The sequence below is a fragment of the Desulfosporosinus fructosivorans genome (assembly GCF_004766045.1).
GTDB classification, from domain to species: Bacteria; Bacillota; Desulfitobacteriia; order Desulfitobacteriales; family Desulfitobacteriaceae; genus Desulfosporosinus; species Desulfosporosinus fructosivorans.
Map to the genome: position 1 here is coordinate 108,187 of NZ_SPQQ01000003.1, position 20,224 is coordinate 128,410.

Annotated in this window: 21 protein-coding genes; 15 read left to right on the top strand and 6 right to left on the bottom strand. The window is 42.2% G+C overall.

What is annotated here, in order from left to right; genetic code table 11:
• Window positions 1-7: 7 nt before the first annotated feature.
• From E4K67_RS08595 to E4K67_RS08605, 3 genes are read right to left on the bottom strand one after another with little or no spacing between them, the layout of a single operon-like run.
• Window positions 8-499, bottom strand: coding sequence for a YeeE/YedE thiosulfate transporter family protein (locus E4K67_RS08595; RefSeq protein ID WP_135546021.1), 492 nt, complete (start codon window positions 497-499; stop codon window positions 8-10).
• Between the two features lie 14 nt (window positions 500-513).
• On the bottom strand, window positions 514-744 hold the full coding sequence (locus E4K67_RS08600; RefSeq protein ID WP_135546864.1) for a sulfurtransferase TusA family protein: 231 nt from the start codon (window positions 742-744) through the stop codon (window positions 514-516).
• 11 nt (window positions 745-755) lie between these two features.
• Complete coding sequence (locus E4K67_RS08605; protein WP_135546022.1) at window positions 756-1,385, bottom strand: YeeE/YedE thiosulfate transporter family protein; 630 nt, start codon at window positions 1,383-1,385, stop codon at window positions 756-758.
• 495 nt (window positions 1,386-1,880) lie between these two features.
• Between E4K67_RS08605 and E4K67_RS08610 the strand changes: the two genes are divergently transcribed.
• Window positions 1,881-2,954 (top strand): radical SAM/SPASM domain-containing protein, encoded by a 1,074-nt coding sequence (locus E4K67_RS08610; protein WP_135546023.1) that lies wholly within the window; start codon window positions 1,881-1,883, stop codon window positions 2,952-2,954.
• A 118-nt stretch (window positions 2,955-3,072) separates the two neighbouring features.
• On the top strand, window positions 3,073-3,591 hold the full coding sequence (locus E4K67_RS08615; protein ID WP_135546024.1) for a DUF2179 domain-containing protein: 519 nt from the start codon (window positions 3,073-3,075) through the stop codon (window positions 3,589-3,591).
• Between the two features lie 139 nt (window positions 3,592-3,730).
• On the opposite strand, the gene E4K67_RS08620 is transcribed toward E4K67_RS08615, so the two are convergent.
• On the bottom strand, window positions 3,731-4,243 hold the full coding sequence (locus tag E4K67_RS08620) for a ferritin (protein WP_135546025.1): 513 nt from the start codon (window positions 4,241-4,243) through the stop codon (window positions 3,731-3,733).
• 234 nt (window positions 4,244-4,477) lie between these two features.
• Here E4K67_RS08620 and E4K67_RS08625 point away from each other — a divergent pair, with 234 nt between their 5' ends.
• The 3 genes from E4K67_RS08625 (at window position 4,478) to E4K67_RS08635 (ending at window position 6,094) form a co-directional block, all read left to right on the top strand.
• The gene (locus E4K67_RS08625; protein ID WP_135546026.1) at window positions 4,478-4,906 is read left to right on the top strand and encodes a universal stress protein; all 429 of its coding nucleotides are present in this window, start codon (window positions 4,478-4,480) and stop codon (window positions 4,904-4,906) included.
• A gap of 213 nt (window positions 4,907-5,119) precedes the next feature.
• Window positions 5,120-5,548, top strand: coding sequence for a universal stress protein (locus E4K67_RS08630; RefSeq protein ID WP_135546027.1), 429 nt, complete (start codon window positions 5,120-5,122; stop codon window positions 5,546-5,548).
• Window positions 5,549-5,665: 117 nt separating this feature from the next.
• Window positions 5,666-6,094, top strand: a complete 429-nt coding sequence (locus E4K67_RS08635) for a universal stress protein (RefSeq protein ID WP_135546028.1) — start codon at window positions 5,666-5,668, stop codon at window positions 6,092-6,094.
• Window positions 6,095-6,217: 123 nt separating this feature from the next.
• Here the strand turns inward: E4K67_RS08635 and E4K67_RS08640 are convergent, their stop codons facing one another.
• Complete coding sequence (locus E4K67_RS08640) at window positions 6,218-6,724, bottom strand: hypothetical protein (protein WP_135546029.1); 507 nt, start codon at window positions 6,722-6,724, stop codon at window positions 6,218-6,220.
• 91 nt (window positions 6,725-6,815) lie between these two features.
• Window positions 6,816-8,132: an MFS transporter gene (locus E4K67_RS08645; protein WP_135546866.1), complete on the bottom strand. Its 1,317-nt coding sequence runs from the start codon at window positions 8,130-8,132 to the stop codon at window positions 6,816-6,818.
• 449 nt (window positions 8,133-8,581) lie between these two features.
• On the opposite strand from E4K67_RS08645, the gene E4K67_RS08650 reads away from it, so the two are divergent.
• From E4K67_RS08650 to E4K67_RS08695, 10 genes are all read left to right on the top strand, one after another.
• Window positions 8,582-10,192, top strand: coding sequence for a sigma-54 interaction domain-containing protein (locus tag E4K67_RS08650; protein WP_135546030.1), 1,611 nt, complete (start codon window positions 8,582-8,584; stop codon window positions 10,190-10,192).
• 716 nt (window positions 10,193-10,908) lie between these two features.
• On the top strand, window positions 10,909-11,178 hold the full coding sequence (locus E4K67_RS08655; protein WP_135546031.1) for a hypothetical protein: 270 nt from the start codon (window positions 10,909-10,911) through the stop codon (window positions 11,176-11,178).
• On the top strand, window positions 11,179-12,711 hold the full coding sequence (locus E4K67_RS08660; RefSeq protein WP_135546032.1) for a sodium:solute symporter family protein: 1,533 nt from the start codon (window positions 11,179-11,181) through the stop codon (window positions 12,709-12,711).
• Window positions 12,712-13,014: 303 nt separating this feature from the next.
• Window positions 13,015-13,650 carry a cobalamin B12-binding domain-containing protein gene (locus E4K67_RS08665; protein WP_135546033.1) on the top strand — a complete coding sequence of 212 codons (636 nt, stop codon included), beginning with the start codon at window positions 13,015-13,017 and terminating at the stop codon, window positions 13,648-13,650.
• Window positions 13,651-13,694: 44 nt separating this feature from the next.
• Complete coding sequence (locus tag E4K67_RS08670; protein WP_135546034.1) at window positions 13,695-15,152, top strand: trimethylamine methyltransferase family protein; 1,458 nt, start codon at window positions 13,695-13,697, stop codon at window positions 15,150-15,152.
• Between the two features lie 217 nt (window positions 15,153-15,369).
• The gene (locus E4K67_RS08675; protein ID WP_135546035.1) at window positions 15,370-16,245 is read left to right on the top strand and encodes an FAD binding domain-containing protein; all 876 of its coding nucleotides are present in this window, start codon (window positions 15,370-15,372) and stop codon (window positions 16,243-16,245) included.
• A 1-nt stretch (window position 16,246) separates the two neighbouring features.
• The gene (locus tag E4K67_RS08680) at window positions 16,247-16,741 is read left to right on the top strand and encodes a (2Fe-2S)-binding protein (RefSeq protein ID WP_135546036.1); all 495 of its coding nucleotides are present in this window, start codon (window positions 16,247-16,249) and stop codon (window positions 16,739-16,741) included.
• The gene (locus tag E4K67_RS31065) at window positions 16,734-18,008 is read left to right on the top strand and encodes a xanthine dehydrogenase family protein molybdopterin-binding subunit (protein ID WP_135546037.1); all 1,275 of its coding nucleotides are present in this window, start codon (window positions 16,734-16,736) and stop codon (window positions 18,006-18,008) included. Before E4K67_RS08680 ends, E4K67_RS31065 begins: the two co-directional genes overlap by 8 nt.
• A complete protein-coding gene (locus E4K67_RS31070; protein ID WP_135546038.1) occupies window positions 18,005-19,003 on the top strand; it encodes a xanthine dehydrogenase family protein molybdopterin-binding subunit in 999 nt (332 codons plus the stop codon). Before E4K67_RS31065 ends, E4K67_RS31070 begins: the two co-directional genes overlap by 4 nt.
• A 33-nt stretch (window positions 19,004-19,036) precedes the next feature.
• Window positions 19,037-20,197: an amidohydrolase family protein gene (locus E4K67_RS08695; RefSeq protein ID WP_135546039.1), complete on the top strand. Its 1,161-nt coding sequence runs from the start codon at window positions 19,037-19,039 to the stop codon at window positions 20,195-20,197.
• Window positions 20,198-20,224: the final 27 nt, after the last annotated feature.

A 20,224-nucleotide genomic window follows, 5' to 3' on the forward strand; every position in this document is an offset into this window, starting at 1 on the left:
ACTTGTCTCACATTAAATATCTAAGGAGGAGTTTTGAGCCTAGCCAAGTTCCCAAAAAGACCGCGATTGCAAAAATCCATCCAGTAAGTGAACTAGAGGCAATTCCATTCAACAGGGCGCCGATATTACAACCATAAGCAATTCGTGCTCCGTAACCCATGAGTAGTCCACCAATCAAAGCAGAAAATAAGAACTTCTTATCTCGGATTGGCCGGAATCGAACCTGCGAAGCGACTAACGTTGCCCAAAAAGCACCAAGGATCAATCCGAGATTCAGATAAGTCCCAGAGGCAGCCATTAATTCCTTAAACGTAAATCCCCGGTCATCTAGCACTCCAAGGCTAGTACCGATCCATTCCGCCCAGTTTTCGATATTTAAAGTAATTCCCCAAGGTTTACCCCTCGCGATCAGAACGAGTATGTTGAGCACACCCAAAAAAATTGCTCCTATCCAATAAGCCCAAGGGCCATGGAGGATTGCTTGCAAAGACTTTTTCATTGCATCACGCTCTCCTAATCATGCGTTTTTGTCAGTTCAAGATGCCATATTCCATTCGCTACTTCTTCTTCTTCAATAAGATACCGATTGGCTTTTGCCCAAACTACAATACCCCTTGAGGTACAACTGTGTTCAGTCTCGAGGACTAAAATATCACCGCATTGCATAGACAACAACTTTTTTTTGGCTTTAATTAGGGGAATCGGACACATTTCTCCCCATATCTCAATTGCAAAACGAGTCAACAGTCGTACACCTACTCCCCCAATTGTTTTTGCTGCCACCATCTAGCCAATTGCCATAAGACCAACAATGCGGAAATTTCTAAAATGAGGGTTGGAATCCAACCTAAAATATCTGGTAAGAAAATCCCGGGCCACTCACCAAAGGCATTTCTCCAGTTGATTACCGACCGCTCTCCCAGAACAACGCCCAAAACCAAACCAAAAAACGCCACCCATTGCATGGCAAATCCTTCCCCAATACGCATAAGAATTCCGGACGTACAGCCACCGGCCAACACCATTCCGATCCCAAACAATAGTCCGCCGACAACGGTATGTACGCCCAACGGAAAAACATTGAGGACCAACGGGATATTTCTCTGTGAAGCTCCCCAGGAAACCAGTGCAAATCCAAGGATACTAATCCCCAAAAGTAAAAGAAAGGCTCGGGTGAGTTGAGTCATACCGATTAATATGGGATCACGCAAAGCAGACACAAGACAAAAACGGGACTTTTGTAAGACAAAACCCAAACTTATTCCAAGTGCCGTGATTAGCGTAAGACGAATGCTTATTTGAGAAAGGAGAGTGAGTAACAATGTAACAAATAGAATAAATCCGATGTTCCATTTCCATTGGGAACGAAAAGAACTATGCTCCATCTTGTTCTCCTTTTCTTGTATTTAAACAATTAGTTTAAGATTAATCTTTTTACTTTTGCCTGTCAATGGAAATCGTAAGGACACTATATGGTATGTTTCATTGCAAGTTGATCGTAAGTCTAGGCTAGCTTGTTCCTAGGGAAGAAGTATTTTAACAAAAAGGGAGTCCCAATTAGAGGGAAGAACGGATTGGGAAGTTAGAGCTATTCGGTGACAAGGTGAAATAAAAAAGGTAGTATAGTAGTATATAGGAAAGAAAATTAGGCTGGCCCATTGGCCTCGGAGGTAGTGAAGTGTCTAAAACAAAGAGTTTACACGTCGAGAAGTTCAAGAGGGGGAACCTCAGAACTGAATGCTTAAAAAAATTCCGTCATACTTTTCAGTGTGGCGGAATTTTTTAATGCGTAGTTGTTGTAAGAGAAATCGTACTTAAGAGGTGGAATTGAGCTATAATTATATTAATGAGTTGAGAATCGAGAGGAGTATGACTTAGGTATGAAGGATATTGTCGACATAGTTTATCATCCCACACCTTCGATCGAACGTCTTTATTTGGAATTAACCAGCCGTTGTAACTTGTCTTGTGAAATGTGTTACCGCCAAAATTGGCGGGAACTTATGGGAGATATGTCGAGGGAGATGCTGAACTCTATTGCGGCTGAGGTAGTTGCTTTCCCTGATCTCAAGGAAGTGATTCTGGGAGGAATTGGTGAACCAACGATTGCCGATAATTTTCGACAAGCGGTGGAACTATTCGCTTCTCGGTATGAAGTTACCGTGACCACCAACGGGACTACCTTGGACGACCCTATGATCAATTTTTTGCTTTCTAGTGGTGTTGCCCGGATAGCCTTGTCCGTTGATTCGACAGATGTACAGACGTTCGCTGCTATCCGGCATCAAAATGTACAAGGGATACTGGAGAGCACGCGCCGTTTAGGTGAGAAGAGAACTATGGGGAGACCGGAAATTATATGGGAATTCTTGGCTATGAAGAGCACTCTTCCATATTTGGTCGAGACTGTGCGCCAGGCTGCACAACTGGGTGTCAATCGGGTCTTTGTTTCGCATATTCTACCGATGAGAGAAGAATCCATTGTTGAAACTCTTTATGCCCCCCTGCTTCCTGAGACCGAGTCAACCTTTCAAGAGGCTTTGTTTGTGGGACTGGCTAAAGGTGTGGAGGTAGTCCTACCTAAAAGTGAATTAAAAACAGATCGATACTGCAAATTTATGGAAACTCAAAGTGCAGTTGTACGCTGGGACGGTCAGGTTTCTGGCTGTTATAGGTTTTTGCATTCTTATCCAGAATATGTTTTTGGGAGGCACAAGCAGATTGAGGCCCATGGTTTTGGTTCACTCAGAGAGCAATCGTTGTTTGAAATATGGACTACTCCTCAATTTATGAGTTATCGTTACAATGTTCTACACGGAGAATACGCATCGTGTCCTGATTGTAAGTGGGTCGATGGGTGCGATATGGTTCTTCGGGCAGACATGGATTGCTTGGGTCATGCTCCATCTTGTGGAGATTGTCTTTGGGGACGGGGAATAACAGTTTGTCCATGAATTCTTTTGATCTTTAGTTTAACAAGTCACTCACTATTTCGGTGACAAAGTGCAGTAAAACGAGATAGAATAGAGGTTGGTCTAGAATAATCAAAAGGGCTAATGATGGAGGGAACTAATGGAACTTATCTTTATAATTATAGGGATTAACATTGTCTATGTTTCGATTTATACCCTGCGTATGATTTTTGTCATTAAGGGGCAGAGAATTTTGGCGACTATGCTTTCCATGGTCGAGATTTTTGTTTATATGACTGGGTTAGGAATTGTCCTGAATAACTTGGACAACCACTGGAATCTAGGAGCTTATTGCCTCGGTTATGGTTTAGGTGTGTATATAGGCAGTCGCATTGAGGAGTATTTAGCTTTAGGATATGTGACAGTTCAAGTTACCGTAGATTGTGTTGAAGTCGAAATCCCGTCAAAGTTACGGGAATATGGATACGGTGTGACTTCCTGGTTAGCCGATGGTAAGGATGGAAGTAGGCTCATGATGCAGGTTTTGGCGAAGCGGTCTAACGAACGTAAGTTATTGAGTATCCTCAATAAGCTCTGTCCCAAGGCTTTTGTCATCTCTTTTGAACCTAAAAATTTTAGAGGCGGATTTTGGGTCAAACGAATACCAAAGCCTTTCTAACTAGTGCAGCAAAAAATTCTCCCGCTAAGGGCAAGATGAAGAAGAGTTCTGTTAGCATAAATGCCAACAGAACTCTTCTTCATCCAATCGTGAGACTCCCACTTCTAGATCATCATGATCAGTGGAGATATCGACAAGTTTAACCAGGAATTACTGCGGGAACATATAAGCGCTGGGCAAGTTCGCTATCGATCATAAAGAGTCCTGCTCCGTCTCCTTTAATGAGTTTAAGTCTGTTAAGAACACGAGACATATTTTCCTCTTCTTCCGCCTGTTCGGTAATGAACCACTGAAGAAAAATATCCGTTGTATGATCTTTGACTTCTCGTGCAATGTCCATAAGGGAATAGATGGATTGTGTTACAAATTGCTCATGCTTTAACGTTAGTTCAAATACTTCTTGGGGACTGGAAAATTCACTTTGGGGTTTTTGGATCTCGGGGAAAGTTACTTTGCCACCAATTTTGTTCAGATAATTAAAAAAGCCCAAGGCATGATCCCGTTCTTCCTGAACCTGAACTCGGAAAAAGTTGGCAAATCCATCAAGGTTTATGGAGGAAAAATATGCTTGCATAGCAAGATAAAAATAGGCTGAGTAAAGTTCTTTATTTACCTGTTCGTTGAGAGCTTGAATCATTTTTTCGTTTTGCAATGTTGGCCACCTACCTTTTTGTTAGAATTAACGTTTATACGTCTAGATATACATTCTACATCATTCTACAAAGTTCCTGCGTTTTGTAGGGACTTTTAAAAAATAATAAATCTAAATTACTGAAATATTTGTTGAAATTATTACCAAATCAAGAAGGATTAATATGTTGAGCGTTGAATATAGTCTAACAGGAAGATGCCGTGATGGGTAATGAATGAGGAGGTGCTAACTGAAATGTATAAAAGAATAATGGTTCCAACAGATGCCTCAGAATATTCGCGTCGGGCGCTAATAGCTGCTTTGGAAATTGCAAGGAAATTTCAAGCGGAAGTTGTTCTTCTATTCGTTACGTACACCCCAGAAGCGTATTGGGGCTATAATCCAGCGTATACTATTGAGATTTCGAAAGAACAAATCGAAGAAACAGGGGACCAGACGTTAAGGGCAACCGTTGTAGGTATCGATATGGGTGACGTTCCCTTGAAGAAGAAAAAAATACAAGGTCACCCATCGACCGTGATCTTAGAGGAAATCCACAATGAGAACATAGACTTAGTAGTTATGGGAAGTCATGGATACGGACCAATTGCTGGAGCAGTGTTGGGCAGTGTGAGTCAGCGAGTCCTCCGGAAGTCAACGTGTCCTGTTCTAATCGTGAAGTAAATAAAGCTACCAGAGGTTGAAAGGCTATTGACGATTGTAATCGTTAGTAGCCTTTTTATTTATCTAGTTGAACGAGTTCGCTGGTACTTTTACCATTTTCTTGGACAAATGTTGAAAGATTTATTTTATAAAGTAAAGAAGGATTCAAATAATAGAATGCAGAATATTATCAGTAGTTCGGGATCTAAAAAAGATGATATAGGAGACTGAGTGATGTTTAAAAGAATATTAGTAGCAACCGATGCCTCAGAGTATTCAGTTCGAGCGTTAAAAACTGCATTGGAAATTGCTAAAACCTTTGGTGGGGAAGTCGAGGTTTTGAATGTTATGTACCTTCGGGAAGCCTACTGGGGTTACAATGTAGTTTATAGCGTTTTAGTTCCGCCAGAACAAATTCAAGACGCAGGAGAACTTGCCATAGAGGCAACACTTAAAGGAATCGAAGTGGGAAATGTCTCTCTGAAGAAGAAAGTAGTTCAGGGATATCCAGCGGCTATGATCTTAGAAGAAGTTGGGAAAGAGGACATAGATTTAGTAGTCATGGGGAGCCATGGTTACGGTCCGATTGCCGGTTCTGTGTTAGGCAGCGTGAGTCAGCGCGTCCTCCAGCAAGCAGAGTGCCCTGTTCTTATTGTTAAATAAATGGACTCGGTAATATCTTTTTCTTAAGCGGATCAAAAAAAAGGATTTAACAGGTAAAGCATGGAATAAGTTGTATTAGACGACCATGATCTGGAAATGAAGAAGGGGGAATGGTTAATGTACAAAAGAATATTGGTCCCAACAGATGCCTCGGAATATTCGCGTCGGGCGTTAATATCTGCTTTGGACCTTGCAAGGAAATTTCAAGCAGAAGTGGTCCTTCTATTCGTCACGTACACCCCAGAAGCTTATTGGGAGTATAATCCAGCTTATTCTATCGATGTTTCGCAAGAGCTAATTGAAGAAACAGGGGAAAACACGTTAAACGCTACACTTGAAGGAATCGATATAGGTGACGTCCCTTTGAAAAGGAAGAAAATACAGGGACACCCGTCGACCGTGATTTTAGAGGAAATTAGCAATGAGAACATAGACCTTGTTGTGATGGGGAGCCATGGGTACGGGCCGATTGCTCGGGTTGTGTTAGGCAGTGTGAGCCAGCGCGTCCTCCGAAAATCAACGTGTCCTGTTCTGATCGTGAAGTAAGTGAAAGCTTCCGAATATTAATAAGGCTGTTAACGATTAAATCCGTTAACAGCCTTTTCCTGTAGAAGAGTTAGTAAAGTACAAGGGTGTGGCGGAACTTTTTCGCCATCGTGCTAGACTATGCTAAAACGGAAGTCCCAATCGGCGAATGAGTGCAAATCCTGCTCGTTTGGCGAGGGGAAGAAATACTTTGCGGGCCAGCGGAAGGCCAACGCGTTGGACGAGGGGAATACCCACTTTGCGTGCCAGGGGAGGTCCAAGGTGTTGAGCAAGAGGGATGCCTACTTTGCGGGCCAGAGGAGGTCCGAACTGTCTCATCAGAGAAGGACCATATTGTTTTACAAGGATTCCAGCTTGTTGCTGCCAGAGGTTAGAAGATCTGGCCGTAGTGGAAGAGGTTTCCGGTAAGGCAAGTTGCTTTAGAACTGAAGCCGGTTGGTTCACCGGTTGGATCGCTGGTTGGACTATGGGCTGAGTTGTTTGAGAAGTCGGTGTAGCAATTGGTTGTTGAACAGGTAATGGTGATGTTGCTGCTGGACTTGGAACAGGATTACTCCCCTGTCGCTGAATCGGAGAGAACTTGTTGTAGTGATTTGGATATAAGCCTCGTTGCCCCATCAACGATGACATGGGCAAGCCCCCTTTATCTTAAATGTGAGAATTATTTGGTTGATAATACACGGTATGCCTTAAATGGATTAATGTTCCATAATAGGTAAAATTAATCCATTGGCCTGCCTTTTGTTTCTTCACCAAGGATGATAACGTTTAAAGCAGTTAGAATAAGTACTGAAGCAAACATGAGGAAAACTGATTGAGAAGATAAATGGTAGGAGCCTATCATTAAGCCAACGACCACTGGGGCAATTATTCCCCCGATTCTGCCAAATCCAGCAGCCCAACCAGACCCGGTTGCCCGAGCATGTGTTGGGTAAAGCTCTGGGGTATAGGTATAGACAATACCCCATGCGCCAAGGTTAAAGAAGGACATCAAAGATCCTGTCAGCAGAATGGTTTGCACATTCGAGCTTTGACCAAAGAAATACGCGGAAATTGCCGTACCAATAAGATAAATAGACAGCGTAGGCTTTCGGCCGACTTTGTCGACTAAATACGCAGCACTGAAATATCCAGGGATTTGAGCAACAGTCATTACTATGACGTACTCAAAGCTTTTGGTTAAGGAAAATCCCTTCAGGGCGAGTAGAGAAGGAAGCCAGGTGAAGATTCCGTAATAGGCGTAGACCACACCGAACCAGAGAAGCCAGAGAAAGATGGTTCTCCGAATGAATTTGCTAGAAAAGAGTTCTTTGACCGCTATCTTCGATGGAGATTTAGAATTAGGTTGTGAAGCCAGTTCAGTTGTCGTGCGACTTATCCCAGACTGCGCTTCGATGACTTTCAAGATGGCTTCAGCTTGAACGATTTTCCCCTTGGACACTAAGTAGCGAGGTGATTCTGGGATAGACTTCCAAAGATAAAAAATATAGAGAGCTGGAAGGGAACCAATGTAGAACGCGGTTTGCCAACCGAAGCGAGGAATGATTATATAAGAGATCAAAGCTGCCAAGAGCCACCCTATGGCCCAAAAACTTTCCAATAAAACAAGAAATTTCCCACGGTGTTTAATTGGAGAAAATTCACTCACTAGCGTTACAGCAACGGGAAGCTGGCCCCCTAAGCCAAATCCAACTAAAAAACGGAAGACTAAAAGGGATTCGTAGTTCCAAGACAGTCCACATAATCCAGTTGCGAGACTATAGATAACAAGTGTGGCTGCAAAAACCTTTTTACGGCCGAAAAGATCTGCAATTGTCCCCGAAAGAATAGCCCCAATTGCCATCCCGACGAGCCCAATACTCCCAATCGTGCCAACTTGCTCAGGACTAAGTTGCCAGGTCTTCATTAGTACGGGAAGGACAAAAGAAATAATGCCGGTGTCCATGGAGTCAAACATCCAACCTAGACCAGCCGTGATCAGGAGAAGATAATGAAATCTGGATACTGGTAATGATTCCAGGCGTTCGGTTATGGTCATCTCATTGTTCCTTTCTACAATAATAAGTACGATAGGTATTGTGCTTAGTACTCGTTGGAACTTGTCCATCTGTAATACAATACTTATTCGCCATGTTATGTCATGAATTCCTTCTAAATAAAAAGTTTAGCAAATATTTGCAGAAGAAAGACATGCCGAGCTAACTAACTAGGAAGAACTCATAGGATCTTAAGCAGACGTCTGGTGAGGATGGATTCCTTTGATGAATTAAAATATATTTCGACATTTCTCTATTCTAAAGAGTATTATAAGATGAAGTAGACAAATGGGATTTTTGAAACCTGTGATTCAGAATGATCTTTAAGACCGCTCGGGTTTAGAGATGGGAAAATTTTAGGTTTCTGAAAAGAATTGATTGAGAAGTTTTCATTAAGTGCAGAGGCCAAAAAATCGTGTTGCTTGTTAATATGTATATTGTGGAGGTTGGAATGAGCGATCATTATGATTTGAAAAAACTTAAAATGATATTGCCGATTTTGGCAAGAACAACGGGAGGATATGCAACGATTACTGACTCTGAAGGTCGAAGATTATGTACCGTTGATTGGAATGGAACGGAAATAGAGGAACTGAATGATGAGATATACGATTTAGCGAAAGATGCGGCTCAACAGGCACGTTCGTTAATTGGTGTTTCTCAAATAGTAGATCAGGCGGATGCCTGGGCATTGCCAATCGGTGAGTATGTCTTGGCGTGCAGTAATGTAGAACGACTTAAAAGAGAACAGAAATTCCAAGATGCATTAATTAAAGCGCTTCCGATGATTGCCCAAGTGGCGGGTGGGGAAGCCGTAATTTTTAACGAACTTGGTGAACGGTTATTAAGTTACTACTCGAATGGAACCGAGCGACACCAATTAAAGGGGCAAGTGAGTAAGCTGGCCTGCCAAGCTATGGTTTCCCGGGAGCCTGTAGTAGGAAAGTCTTTTTCCGTTAATGGTGCAATGGCGGTACGTATTCCTATTACAGAGAAAATCGGTTTCGGATTTAATAATGAAAAGGCTACCCGCCAACATCAAAAATTATATGATGAAGTTAAAAAGTTCCAAAGTGCGCACTATTGTTTCGAAGACATTATAGGAGAAAGTGAAATATTGGCCAAAACAAAGAGTATGGCAAAATTCGTCGCAGATGGTGTTTCCTCGATTCTTATTTATGGAGAAACGGGAACTGGCAAGGAATTGTTTGCTCAATCAGTTCATAATGCCAGTGAACGTCGCTATCAGCCCTTTGTGGCCTTAAACTGTGGGGCTTTACCTGCTTCACTCATTGAGAGCAATCTCTTTGGTTATGAGGAAGGGGCTTTTACCGGGGCGAAGAAAGGGGGAAGCCCTGGTGCTTTTGAACAAGCGAATGGAGGTACTATCTTTCTCGATGAAATTAGTGAGATGGAACTTAGCCTGCAAACCAAATTACTGAGAGTGCTTCAAGAAAGAGAAATAGTACGGGTTGGTGGATTCAAAGTTAAAAAAATTGATGTTAGGGTCATTGCCTCAACCAATAAAGAATTAAATGATCTCATTGCGGATGGGAAGTTTCGACAGGATCTTTTTTATCGCTTGAATGTTGTTCAGTTGAAAATTCCTTCGCTAAAAGAGCGGGTTGGGGATATTGTTTTATTAGCCATGTACTTTATTCAAAAGTATGCTTTATCCTTGGGTAAACCTATTGAAGATATCGACATTGGAACATTAAAGATTTTGCAGAATTATTCTTGGCCAGGAAATGTCCGTGAACTTCAGAATTGTATTGAATCGGCTATGAATATGGTGCGAGAGGAGCCAATGCTTCTGCCTGAACATTTGCCCCTTTATCTGAGGCAAGGTCAAAAGGCTTTGAAAGAATCTGTGGTAGTTGAGATCGGGAATGAAGGGCTTAATTTAAAAGAAGCATTATCAGGAGTTGAAAAGTTAATTATCCAAAAAGCACTGGAAATGGCTAAGTATAAAAAGGTCTACGCTGCTCGCATTTTAGGAATAAGTACAGCGACTTTATGGCGAAAACTGACTGATTATGGGATGGAACGAGAACAAATGTAATTTTATAGCCACTATTTTCAGTTTAAATTTTGAAATACAGATTATTCATTTCATTAATGAAACGAATAATCCCATCAATGAAATGATTTCTAAATTAATGCCTGTTTAACGTGGAAAAGCATTTCAAAAGTGAGTTACTAGCCCCATCTTTTACCGCAAATACCAGCTCAAAATAGAATATACCCTTAAAATAACAGGGTAAAGGTTATTTTAGGGATATAATTGTTGGCATGGAATTTGCAATGGTAAGTGAACAAGTATTAAAAAATCACTTAATACGGAAACCCTTTCTTAATTTTCAAGAAAGGGTTATGGCAATGGTGCCTTACGATTAGTACAAACTAATCATAAGGCACCATTTTGCTTAATTTGAAAGGAGTGATGCCTTTATGCTAAAAGCAAGGTAATCCTTATGATTTGTTCTGTTGGCACGCAAATTGCAATGACTATAAGCTGTTAAGGCAAACTTAAGGGGAATCAAACGTAAAAGGATATCATTTCTTCTGTCACTCTGGATGCTCTAAACAGTGGTGATGCATGAAAATACCAGGAGAAAAGAGATTTTTAGCTAAAGGAGGGGAAAGGTATTTATATAGATGAAAGTTAGTATGATTCTGGAGGCTGAGGAATTTTAACTGACTTCGTGGGAAGTCCAAAATTCATCATAGAAATGCAAAAAGGTACTCTAGACTTAATACAAAGATGGAGGTAAAGAGATGCACAAAAAATCGCAACCGGCCTATAAGAAAACCGAAAAATGGTGGTTGGGACTGGTAATCCTGTTCTATGTCTTGTATAACTTGCCGGGTGTCCCCCGGTATGGTGATGCCCAAGGTGCTATTATACACGGAGCGCTTACGATCATTCCGCTTTGGATTATCGTTTATGTTGGGATGATAGTTTTACACCGTCAAAGAAAATTGAAAGTTAGACAGGACGCAGTTTCCTCTACTGAAAAGATCAGCAACCAAAAGGAGGGTGTTTAAATGCTATCTGTAACCGGAACATGGTCTATTTATATTATTTACATGGCTGCCCTTATCGGTTTTGGAGTCTGGATGTGGTGGCGTGAAAAAAATAAATCAGCTCAGCACTTTTATACTGCTGGTAACTCAATTAACTGGTTTGTTCTTTGTATGACTTATATCGCGGCTCTGATGAGCACGTGGGTATTCTTTTCGGGACCTGGGGGATATTATCGTGGAGGTTTCGGGTATTTCATGTCGGAGCTAAGCTATATGCCTTTGTTCCCAGTTCTAACTTACTTTGTAATGAACAAAGTTTGGCTCTTAAATACAAGGAGAAATTATTCTACACCAGCAGATCTTTACGCTGATCGTTTTAAAAGCCCAGTGTTAAGATTTATCTTGGCTATAGTATTCTTTAGTGTTTCACTGCCTTATGCGGCTGCGATCTATGTTGCTTGTGGTCAAGCGGCTAATGTTGCAAGTGGAGGACTAATTTCGAACACTTCTATCATAATATTTGTCGGGATCACTGCATTAATGTTTGTACCGTTCGGAGGCGTGAAATCTGTTGCTTGGGCGGCTACTGTCCAAGGGTGGATATTCATGATCGCTTTATGGACAATTGGTATAAGTGCCTTAGCCTTCGGTTTCCATGGCACTCTCGGAGATGCGGTTGCAAGTGTTTGGAACAATACAAACTCTTGGTTTTCGTATCCGGGTCCTGAAAAATGGGCTCCGTATTCTGCCAGACTTGGATATCCACTTGCTTGTGCTATTGGGTGGACAATTATGCTACCGGACGTCTTTATTAGAGCTGGTTACTTCGGGAAGGACCTGGGCGCACAGCGCAAGCTTATGCAGTTCCAACCCGTATTGCAGTTAATTGTTTGGACTGGCACAATGGTTATTGGGTTTGCAGCCATTGCGTTAGTACCGGGATTAACAGGTGCTGATACAGAACTTGTCATTCCATATTTGATCACTAAAATAATTTCGCCACAAACTATGGGCTTTGCCGTAATTTTAATGTCACTATTCGTCTGGGGAACCTTGGCGAAAGGATTGTCTGCAGCTACATCGCATCTATTAGTAGCAGGGTCAATCATCTCGGAGGATATTCTGGTCCATACCCTTAAACTTAAGGTCTCACCTAAAGCCCATATGGTTATTGCTCGTATATCAGTGTGCGCTTTGGGAGTGGCAGCAATGATGCTTGCCATTAATCCCCCAAGTTTAATTTGGACGCTGATCATGTTTGCCATCGCCATCGTCATGCCGATTTTCCCAGTGCTTGTAGCTGCCCTCTACTGGAGAAGAGCTACAAAACCAGCAGCTATTTTGGCTTCCTTGGTTGGGACCATTGGCGTAATCTTGACCTATAAGTATGGCTATGGAGACGCTTGGTACGGTCTATTCGGCATGATTGTGTCAACGATTGTTTTGATTGCGGTTTCTCTCGTTACCAAACCATTGGATGATGCAACATTGGATGAATTTTACGGCCATCTGGAAGCAGCTGAAGATGAGTATTATGAGCCAGATGCTGTCTAGATGCAACAATGTTGCATAAGTTGTCGGATAGTACTCGATTTTTGAGTAGACATTAAAGTGTCTATCGTAGGTTGTATGGTCTATATGATTAGCACTCAAAGCAAGTCCAGATTATTGCTTTGAGTGCTCCCCTTGGCAGTGTTATATTTCGACAATCTTCTTGTGGCAAAAACTGCAAAGTTTTTGAACCAAAAGATGAGCATAGAAATTATTGAGAGGGGATTGTAAAAGGGAAAATACAGGGTGCTAGCGGTGGCACCATAACCACTAATTTGAAATCAGAATATTGGGAGGAAGAAAATTATGATTAGTTATGCAGAATTAGCTCAAAGTGTTGTCCTAGGAGACGAAGATTTAGTTATGGAGCAGGTTAACAGCCTCGTAGCAGCTGGAAATAGTCCTCTGGAAATTATTAACGAAGGATTAATTGCTGGAATGAATGTCGTAGGAGTTCGTTTCAAAGCTGGAGATATGTATGTTCCTGAAGTTCTTATGTCAGCGCGGAGTATGGCTGCAGGAGTTGAAATTGTTAAACCGTTGATTCCGGTAGGAGATATGAAAGTCAAGATCAAAGTGTTACTGGGAACTGTAAAAGGAGATCTTCATGATATTGGCAAGAACCTCGTTCGCATTATGATGGAAAGTAGCGGGTTGGATGTTATCGACTTAGGGATAGATATTTCTCCAGAAGCATTTATGGATGCCATTAAAGAGCATAATCCAGACATTTTGGCTATGTCGGCCCTGTTAACAACAACTATGGCTAACATGAAAGGTACCATTGAAATGTTAGTAGAAGTAGGTTTGAGAGATAAAGTTAAGGTTATTGTTGGTGGAGCGCCAGTTTCACAAGAGTTTGCTAATACCATTGGAGCTGACGGTTTTGCAGCCGATGCAGCCTCTGCATCGGATCTCTGTAAAATGCTTATCGCAAAATAGAGGGTCTAATTAACGAAGTATCAATATTTAGAGGAGGCAAAATAATGGCTACTAATTTAAATGTACGGATTTTGAGTACAGATGAGCTTGAATTTATGAAAGATAAAGTAAAAGCATTGCTAACTGTGAAGGGGTTTAAAATTGAACACCCGGAAGTAATGGAAATATTGAAAAAAGCGGGCGCTGAGGTAACGGAGTCCACTGGTCATGTTAAGTTAACTTCAGCTCTATACGACGAAGCTTTAAAACAAGTTCCCCGTGAATTCACTTTGGCAGCTCCCGACCCTAAAAATGATTTAAAATTTCCTCACCCAAAAGGCTTGTTCCATACAAGGACATGCACAGGCGGCATGTACTATCCAAACGAGAGTGAAAACGGTGAATATCATCACATCTTGATCGATGAGGTTGAAGAGTGGACAAGGTTGATTGACTCTCTAGAAAATATTAACTTTTGGTCGTTGCCATCAACTAATCCTGTAGGTTTTCCAAATGAAACGATCGATATTCATACTTATGAAGCAGTTATAAAGAACACTACAAAACATGGTTGGGTTCAGCCTTATGAAGCCGATAATATTAAATATTTGATAGAAATGGCTGCTGCTGTAGCTGGTGGAAAAGATAAACTTCGTGAGAGACCAATTATTAGCTCAATTTGCTGTTCTGTCCCACCTTTGACGTACAAATATATGGATATGAATATTATTTATGAATCTTGTAAAGCTGGAGTTCCGCTACAACCTTGTTCTTTACCAGCGGCAGGTGCTAATGTTCCTTTCACTTCAGCTGGAATAGCCCTCGTGGCTAGCGCTGAAGTAATGGCGATGATTTTAATGGGCCAAATTATTGCTCCAGGAACCCCTTGTGTCGCGACACCATTGTTATTCCAAATGGATATGCTGACAACTGCTACGACACAATCTTCAATGTCTACGACCATGGGCAGAATGATGGCCATGCAGCTCTTTGAAGAGGGATATGGTATTCCTGCCCATACTTATGGTACAGGTACTGATAGCTGTACTATGGATGCACAATCCGGATTTGAACAAGCTTCCCTCAGCCACATGGTTGCTTTAGCAGGAGCTTCTGTTCTTGGCGGAGCGGGCCAGCTTGAAACCGCTAAGGCAATCAATCCCCTCCAACTAATTATTGATAATGACGTTTTCGGTATGGTTAAAGAGTTAAAAGCCGGTGCAGTTGTTGATGAGGAAGCTGTAGACTGGGCTGATCTTGCGGTGCTGGGCGATCATGAAGGCTTTGTTGATAAGAAACATACCTTCAAGCATTTCAGAGATGGTTATAAAACAAAAATCTTCTCTCGCGATACGAGAACTCTTTGGGTAGAAAAGGGTAGCAAAGACCTCGTTGCAAGGGCTAAAGATCGATATCAGGTTCTCAAAGAAAACTATGTGCCAAATAACCTGTCTAAAGAAGTTATTCAACAAGTAGAGGCAATCGTAAAACGCGCTGATAAAGAGCTTGGCAAGAAAAACTAACTTAAGTCAAGAATTTTGATAACTCAAGAGCTACTCAAGCGATACCGAAAGTAGGGCTATTATTAGGCTGGGGACGTAATGAATTTCGACTCGTCCCCATCCTAATTTCGGCATATTCTCCTGCACTCTGAAAAACTAATAGGATGATGGGAACAATCAGCTGGTGCTAAATACTCTGACCATAATAGGTCATTATTTTTATTAAGGATGCGATCTTATGGCAAAATTAAATGAATATTTTCAACCGCAATCTTTGTCGGTTGCGCTGGAGTTATTTGGAGATTCAAACAGAATATTACGCCCCTTGGCAGGAGGGACCGACCTTGTTCCGGCTATGTCCAAAGGGGAGATAAAAGCCGACGGGTTGGTTGACTTATCTAAGATACCAGAAATACGGGGGATCAGTATAGATGGCAATGAGGTTAAGATAGGTAGTACAACTACTTTTACGCGAATTGAAACGTCTCCTATAATTCGAGCTAAGGCTTTGCTTTTGTCAGAAGCCGCGTCTTTAGTAGGTTCACCCCAAATTCGCAATTCAGGAACTGTTGGTGGCAACATTGCCAATGCTTCACCTGCTGCGGATACGGTGACAGCCTTAGTAACGTTAGATGCCGTGGCGACGGTTGAATCCATCAATGGATCTCGACGTGTACTTGTTAGTGACCTGTTGTGTGGAGTTGGAAAAACCAATATTCAACCTCAGGAAATAATCACACATATTACCTTTAAGATTCCACCGATTGGTAGTAAAACTGGTTTTATCAAGTTGGGTCGTCGTAAAGCTTTGGCGATTGCGAGAATGAATTTAGCGATAATAATAACTGTTGACGATGGGGAAATTAGTTTTGCTCGTGTAGGGCTGGGTGCTGTTGGACCAAACCCTCGTCGCTTTACAGTATTGGAAGATAGTTTGCTGGGTCAAACACCTTCGGAATCTTTAGTAGATCGATTCGCATGTGAGGCTGAACGTGAAGTAACAAATGTTCTTGGTTCTCGGGCTTCGGCAGGATACAAGTGTGAAGCAGTGAAAGGACTCGCTCGAGATTTATTGAGTAGATTGATCTCGGAAAGCAGACAGGGGGTGGTGTGAAGTGGCTCAATTTCATCTAGAAATGAAGGTTAACGGCAAATTAGTAGTCCTAGACATCGATCCCATGTTACGATTACTCGATATTTTGCGTGATTGTTTGCATTTGACTGGAACTAAAGAGGGATGTTCAGAAGGGGAATGCGGTGCCTGTTCAGTCATCGTTGATGGCGAGGTGGTGGACTCTTGTTTAGTTCTCGCTCCTCAAGCGCATGGCAAAGAGGTAATAACAATTGAAGGGCTTGCGCAAAGTGGAGAAATTGAGCCTTATCAACAGGCTTTTTTAGAGGTAGGTGCCGTTCAGTGTGGCTTTTGTACGCCGGCAATGATCTTGACTACAAGAGTATTGCTAAACAACAATCCCAAGCCTTCTAAATCTGAAATATCAAGGGCAATATCGGGCAATATTTGTCGCTGTACGGGATATACGAAGATTGTTCAGGCCGTTGAACTAGCAGCTTCATTAAAGGAAAAGAAAGAAGGTGTCTCCCGTGCCTGAATATAGCGTTATTGGTAAGTCAGTGCAACGGGTCGACGGACTACAAAAAACTACCGGAGAGGCAAAATATTCAGCAGATATAGAGATTCCGGGAGCTCTTTGTTTAAAAGTATTGCGCAGTAAGGTTGCCCATGCCTTAGTGAAAGACATAGACGTAAGTGAAGCATTGAAGGCTCCTGGAGTGGTAGGAATTTTCACTCATGCCGATATAGAAGGAATAAATAGTTATGGAATCATTACCAAAGATCAACCGGCACTAGCTGATAAGGTGCGTTTTATTGGGGATGCGATAGCTTTGGTGGCTGCCAAAGATGAAAATAGTGCCAATATAGCGCTGAGCTTGATTAAGGTTACCTTCGAAGAACTGCCTCCTCTTTATGATGTTTGGGCTTCAATGAAGGAGGGTGCTCCTAAAATACATGATGCGGGTAATATTCTTGGAGTCTACAAGATCAAAAAAGGGGACGTTGAATCAGCGCTTAATGAAGCAAGTGTGGTGATTTCTAATAGATATACCACTCAACGTATTGAACATTGCAGTATTGAAACAGAGGCTGGAGTAGCCTATATGGACGATGACATGCTTGTGATTAAGGCAGGAACTCAAAATCCTCATTATGATCGACGTGATGTCGCCCGTGTCTTAGGTATACCCATGAACAAAGTTAGAATTATCCAAGCGACAACTGGCGGCGGGTTCGGCGGCAAATTGGATATTTCCGTGCAGTGCTTTTTAGGTTTAGCTGCTTTAAAGCTGGGACGACCAGTGAGAATCGTGTACGATCGACATGAGTCATTTGTTGCTACTGGTAAGCGTCATCCTTTTTTCATTGATTACACAACGGCTGCAGACAAAGATGGGAAGTTGTTAGCCGTAAAAGTTAGAATTATTGGCGATACAGGAGCCTATGCATCTTACGGACCTGCAACATTACTAAGGGGTGCTGTGCACGCAACCGGACCTTACGAAGTACCGAATGTGGATATTGAAGCTTCTTGTGTCTACACCAATAATCCGTTCAGTGGTGCAATGCGAGGCTTTGGCACACCACAAATGGCATTTGCCTCTGAAAGTCAAATGGATTTGGTCGCCCAAGCAGTAAATATTAGTCCTGTGGAAATACGTCGTCGTAACGCTTTTCATCAAGGCTCTCTTACAGCAACTCAGCAAAAACTGGATCACTGTTTTGCGATCGGTGAAACAATAGAAGCCGCTTGGGGAAAAGCTCTCCAAGTTATGCCTGGCCTAGGGGGTGAGAACAGATGAAGAAACGTGGATACGGTATGGCGAATATGTGGTATGGCATTGGAAACACTGCTAGCCCGAATCCATCAGGTGCTTTTGTTGACTTTCTTGATGATACGACTGCTATAGTGATGACTGGATGTGCTGATATAGGACAAGGTTCGAACACTGTCTTGTCACAAATTGCGGCTGAAACTTTGGGTATTTGCCTAGATAACGTGGTCATCATATCGGCTGACACAGGAGTAACACCTGACGCTGGTGCTTCATCGGCATCAAGGCAAACGTATATTTCTGGTAATGCAGTTCGCTTGGCTTCTGAAAAAATACGAGATCAGATTATTGCTATGGCAGCAGAAATGTTGGATATTCCGGCAGAAGCAGTAAGCCTTTACCAAGGAGAGGTATGGAATAGTGGAAAGTCTATCGGCCTGAGTATTAAAGATGTTGTTGGCAAGTGTCGTAGCAAAGGAATTTTAACGCTGGGACATGGTTCATATAATCCCACTACCACTTCCTTGGAAGCGGAAACAGGAAAGGGTGTCCCTTATGAGACCTATGCGTTTGCTACACAGGTGGCTGAAGTATTAGTAGATACGGAAACAGGCATTGTTGAAGTAATACAGATTGTTGCAGCCCATGATGTTGGTACAGCCATTAACCCACAAAGTGTGGAAGGACAGATTGAAGGTGGTATTGCTATGGGGATAGGGTATGCTTTATTTGAAGAAGTAAATCTCAAGGACGGCAAAATTCAAAATCCAGCTTTGTCAACTTATCTCATTCCTACAGCTATGGATGTTCCGGAAATCCACACGATAATCATTGAAGATTGTGAAACTAATGGACCTTATGGTGCAAAAGGCGTGGGTGAACCTGCGTTGGTACCGACGGCAGCAGCTATTGCTAATGCCGTTGCTGATGCTTTGGGAGTTCGCATCTTTGATTTGCCTATAACCCCTGAAAGGGTAGTGGCGGCAATTAAATCTGCGAAAGAAAATAAAAACAAATCATAAAGTCAAAATAAAGGCGTCGAGGAGGAATAGTTTATGGCGACTATTGCATTTGTAAACATCGGGATGATTGTTACTGGGGACATTAAACAACCGTTAAGTAAGGCGAATACGATCGTTGTTCAAGAAGGGAAAATTGCCAAAATAGGTAACGCAGATATCTTGGCAGGTTTCAAGGTAGATAAGACGATTGACGTAGTAGGGATGACCGTTATACCAGGGTTGATTGACTCTCATGTTCACCCGGTGATTGGGGATTATACCCCTCGCCAAAAAACGCAAGACTATCTTGATGGTGCCATGCATGGCGGAGTAACAACTTTTATATCGGCAGGTGAACCTCACTTTCCTGGACGTCCAAAAGATCCAGCTGGAACAAAGGCCTTAGCGATACTAGTTCATAAGTCGTTCGAAAATCTACGCTCATCTGGTTTAAAAGTTCATGGCGGGGCGGTAATTCTAGAAAAGGGGCTGGTTGAAGCAGATTTCGCTGAGATGGCCAAGGAAGGCGTCTGGCTCGTCGGAGAAGTTGGTTTGGGAAGTGTAAAAAAACCAGAAGATGCTGAACCAATGGTAAATTGGGCAAAAAAATATGGAATGAAAGTAGCAATGCATACAGGTGGGACTTCAATTCCAGGGAGCTCAACAGTTTCAGCAGATGATGTCATTGCAGTTCAGCCGACAGTTGTTTCCCATGTTAATGGAGGACCAACAGCGGTTTCTTCTGCTGAAGTTGAAAAACTGATCAATACTACGGATTTGACGCTTGAGATTGTACAATGTGGCAATCCAAAAATCGCAGCTTTTACCGCCAAAAGATTGGCAGAGAAAGATGCTTTGCACAGACTCATCTTCGGTAACGATTCTCCTTCCGGTACAGGCATTATTCCGCTGGGAATCTTACGGAATATAAGCTTTATAGCTTCCATGTCGGGTATTCCTGCTGAAAAAGTCATTGCAATGGCAACAGGCAATACTGCACGTGTCTTTGGGTTGGAGGCAGGTCTTATCGCTGAAGGTAAAGAAGCGGATTTGGTAATCATGGACGCCCCGATTGGCTCAATAGGGAGTAATACCTTAGAAGCGTTGGAGGCTGGAGATTTGCCAGCTGTTGCTCTTGTTATGGTTGATGGAGTCATCAAAGTGACAAAGAGTCGTAACACTCCCCCTTCTGCACGTAATTATACAATAAAATAATTTGTAGTTAATGGAGGACAGGGGGGT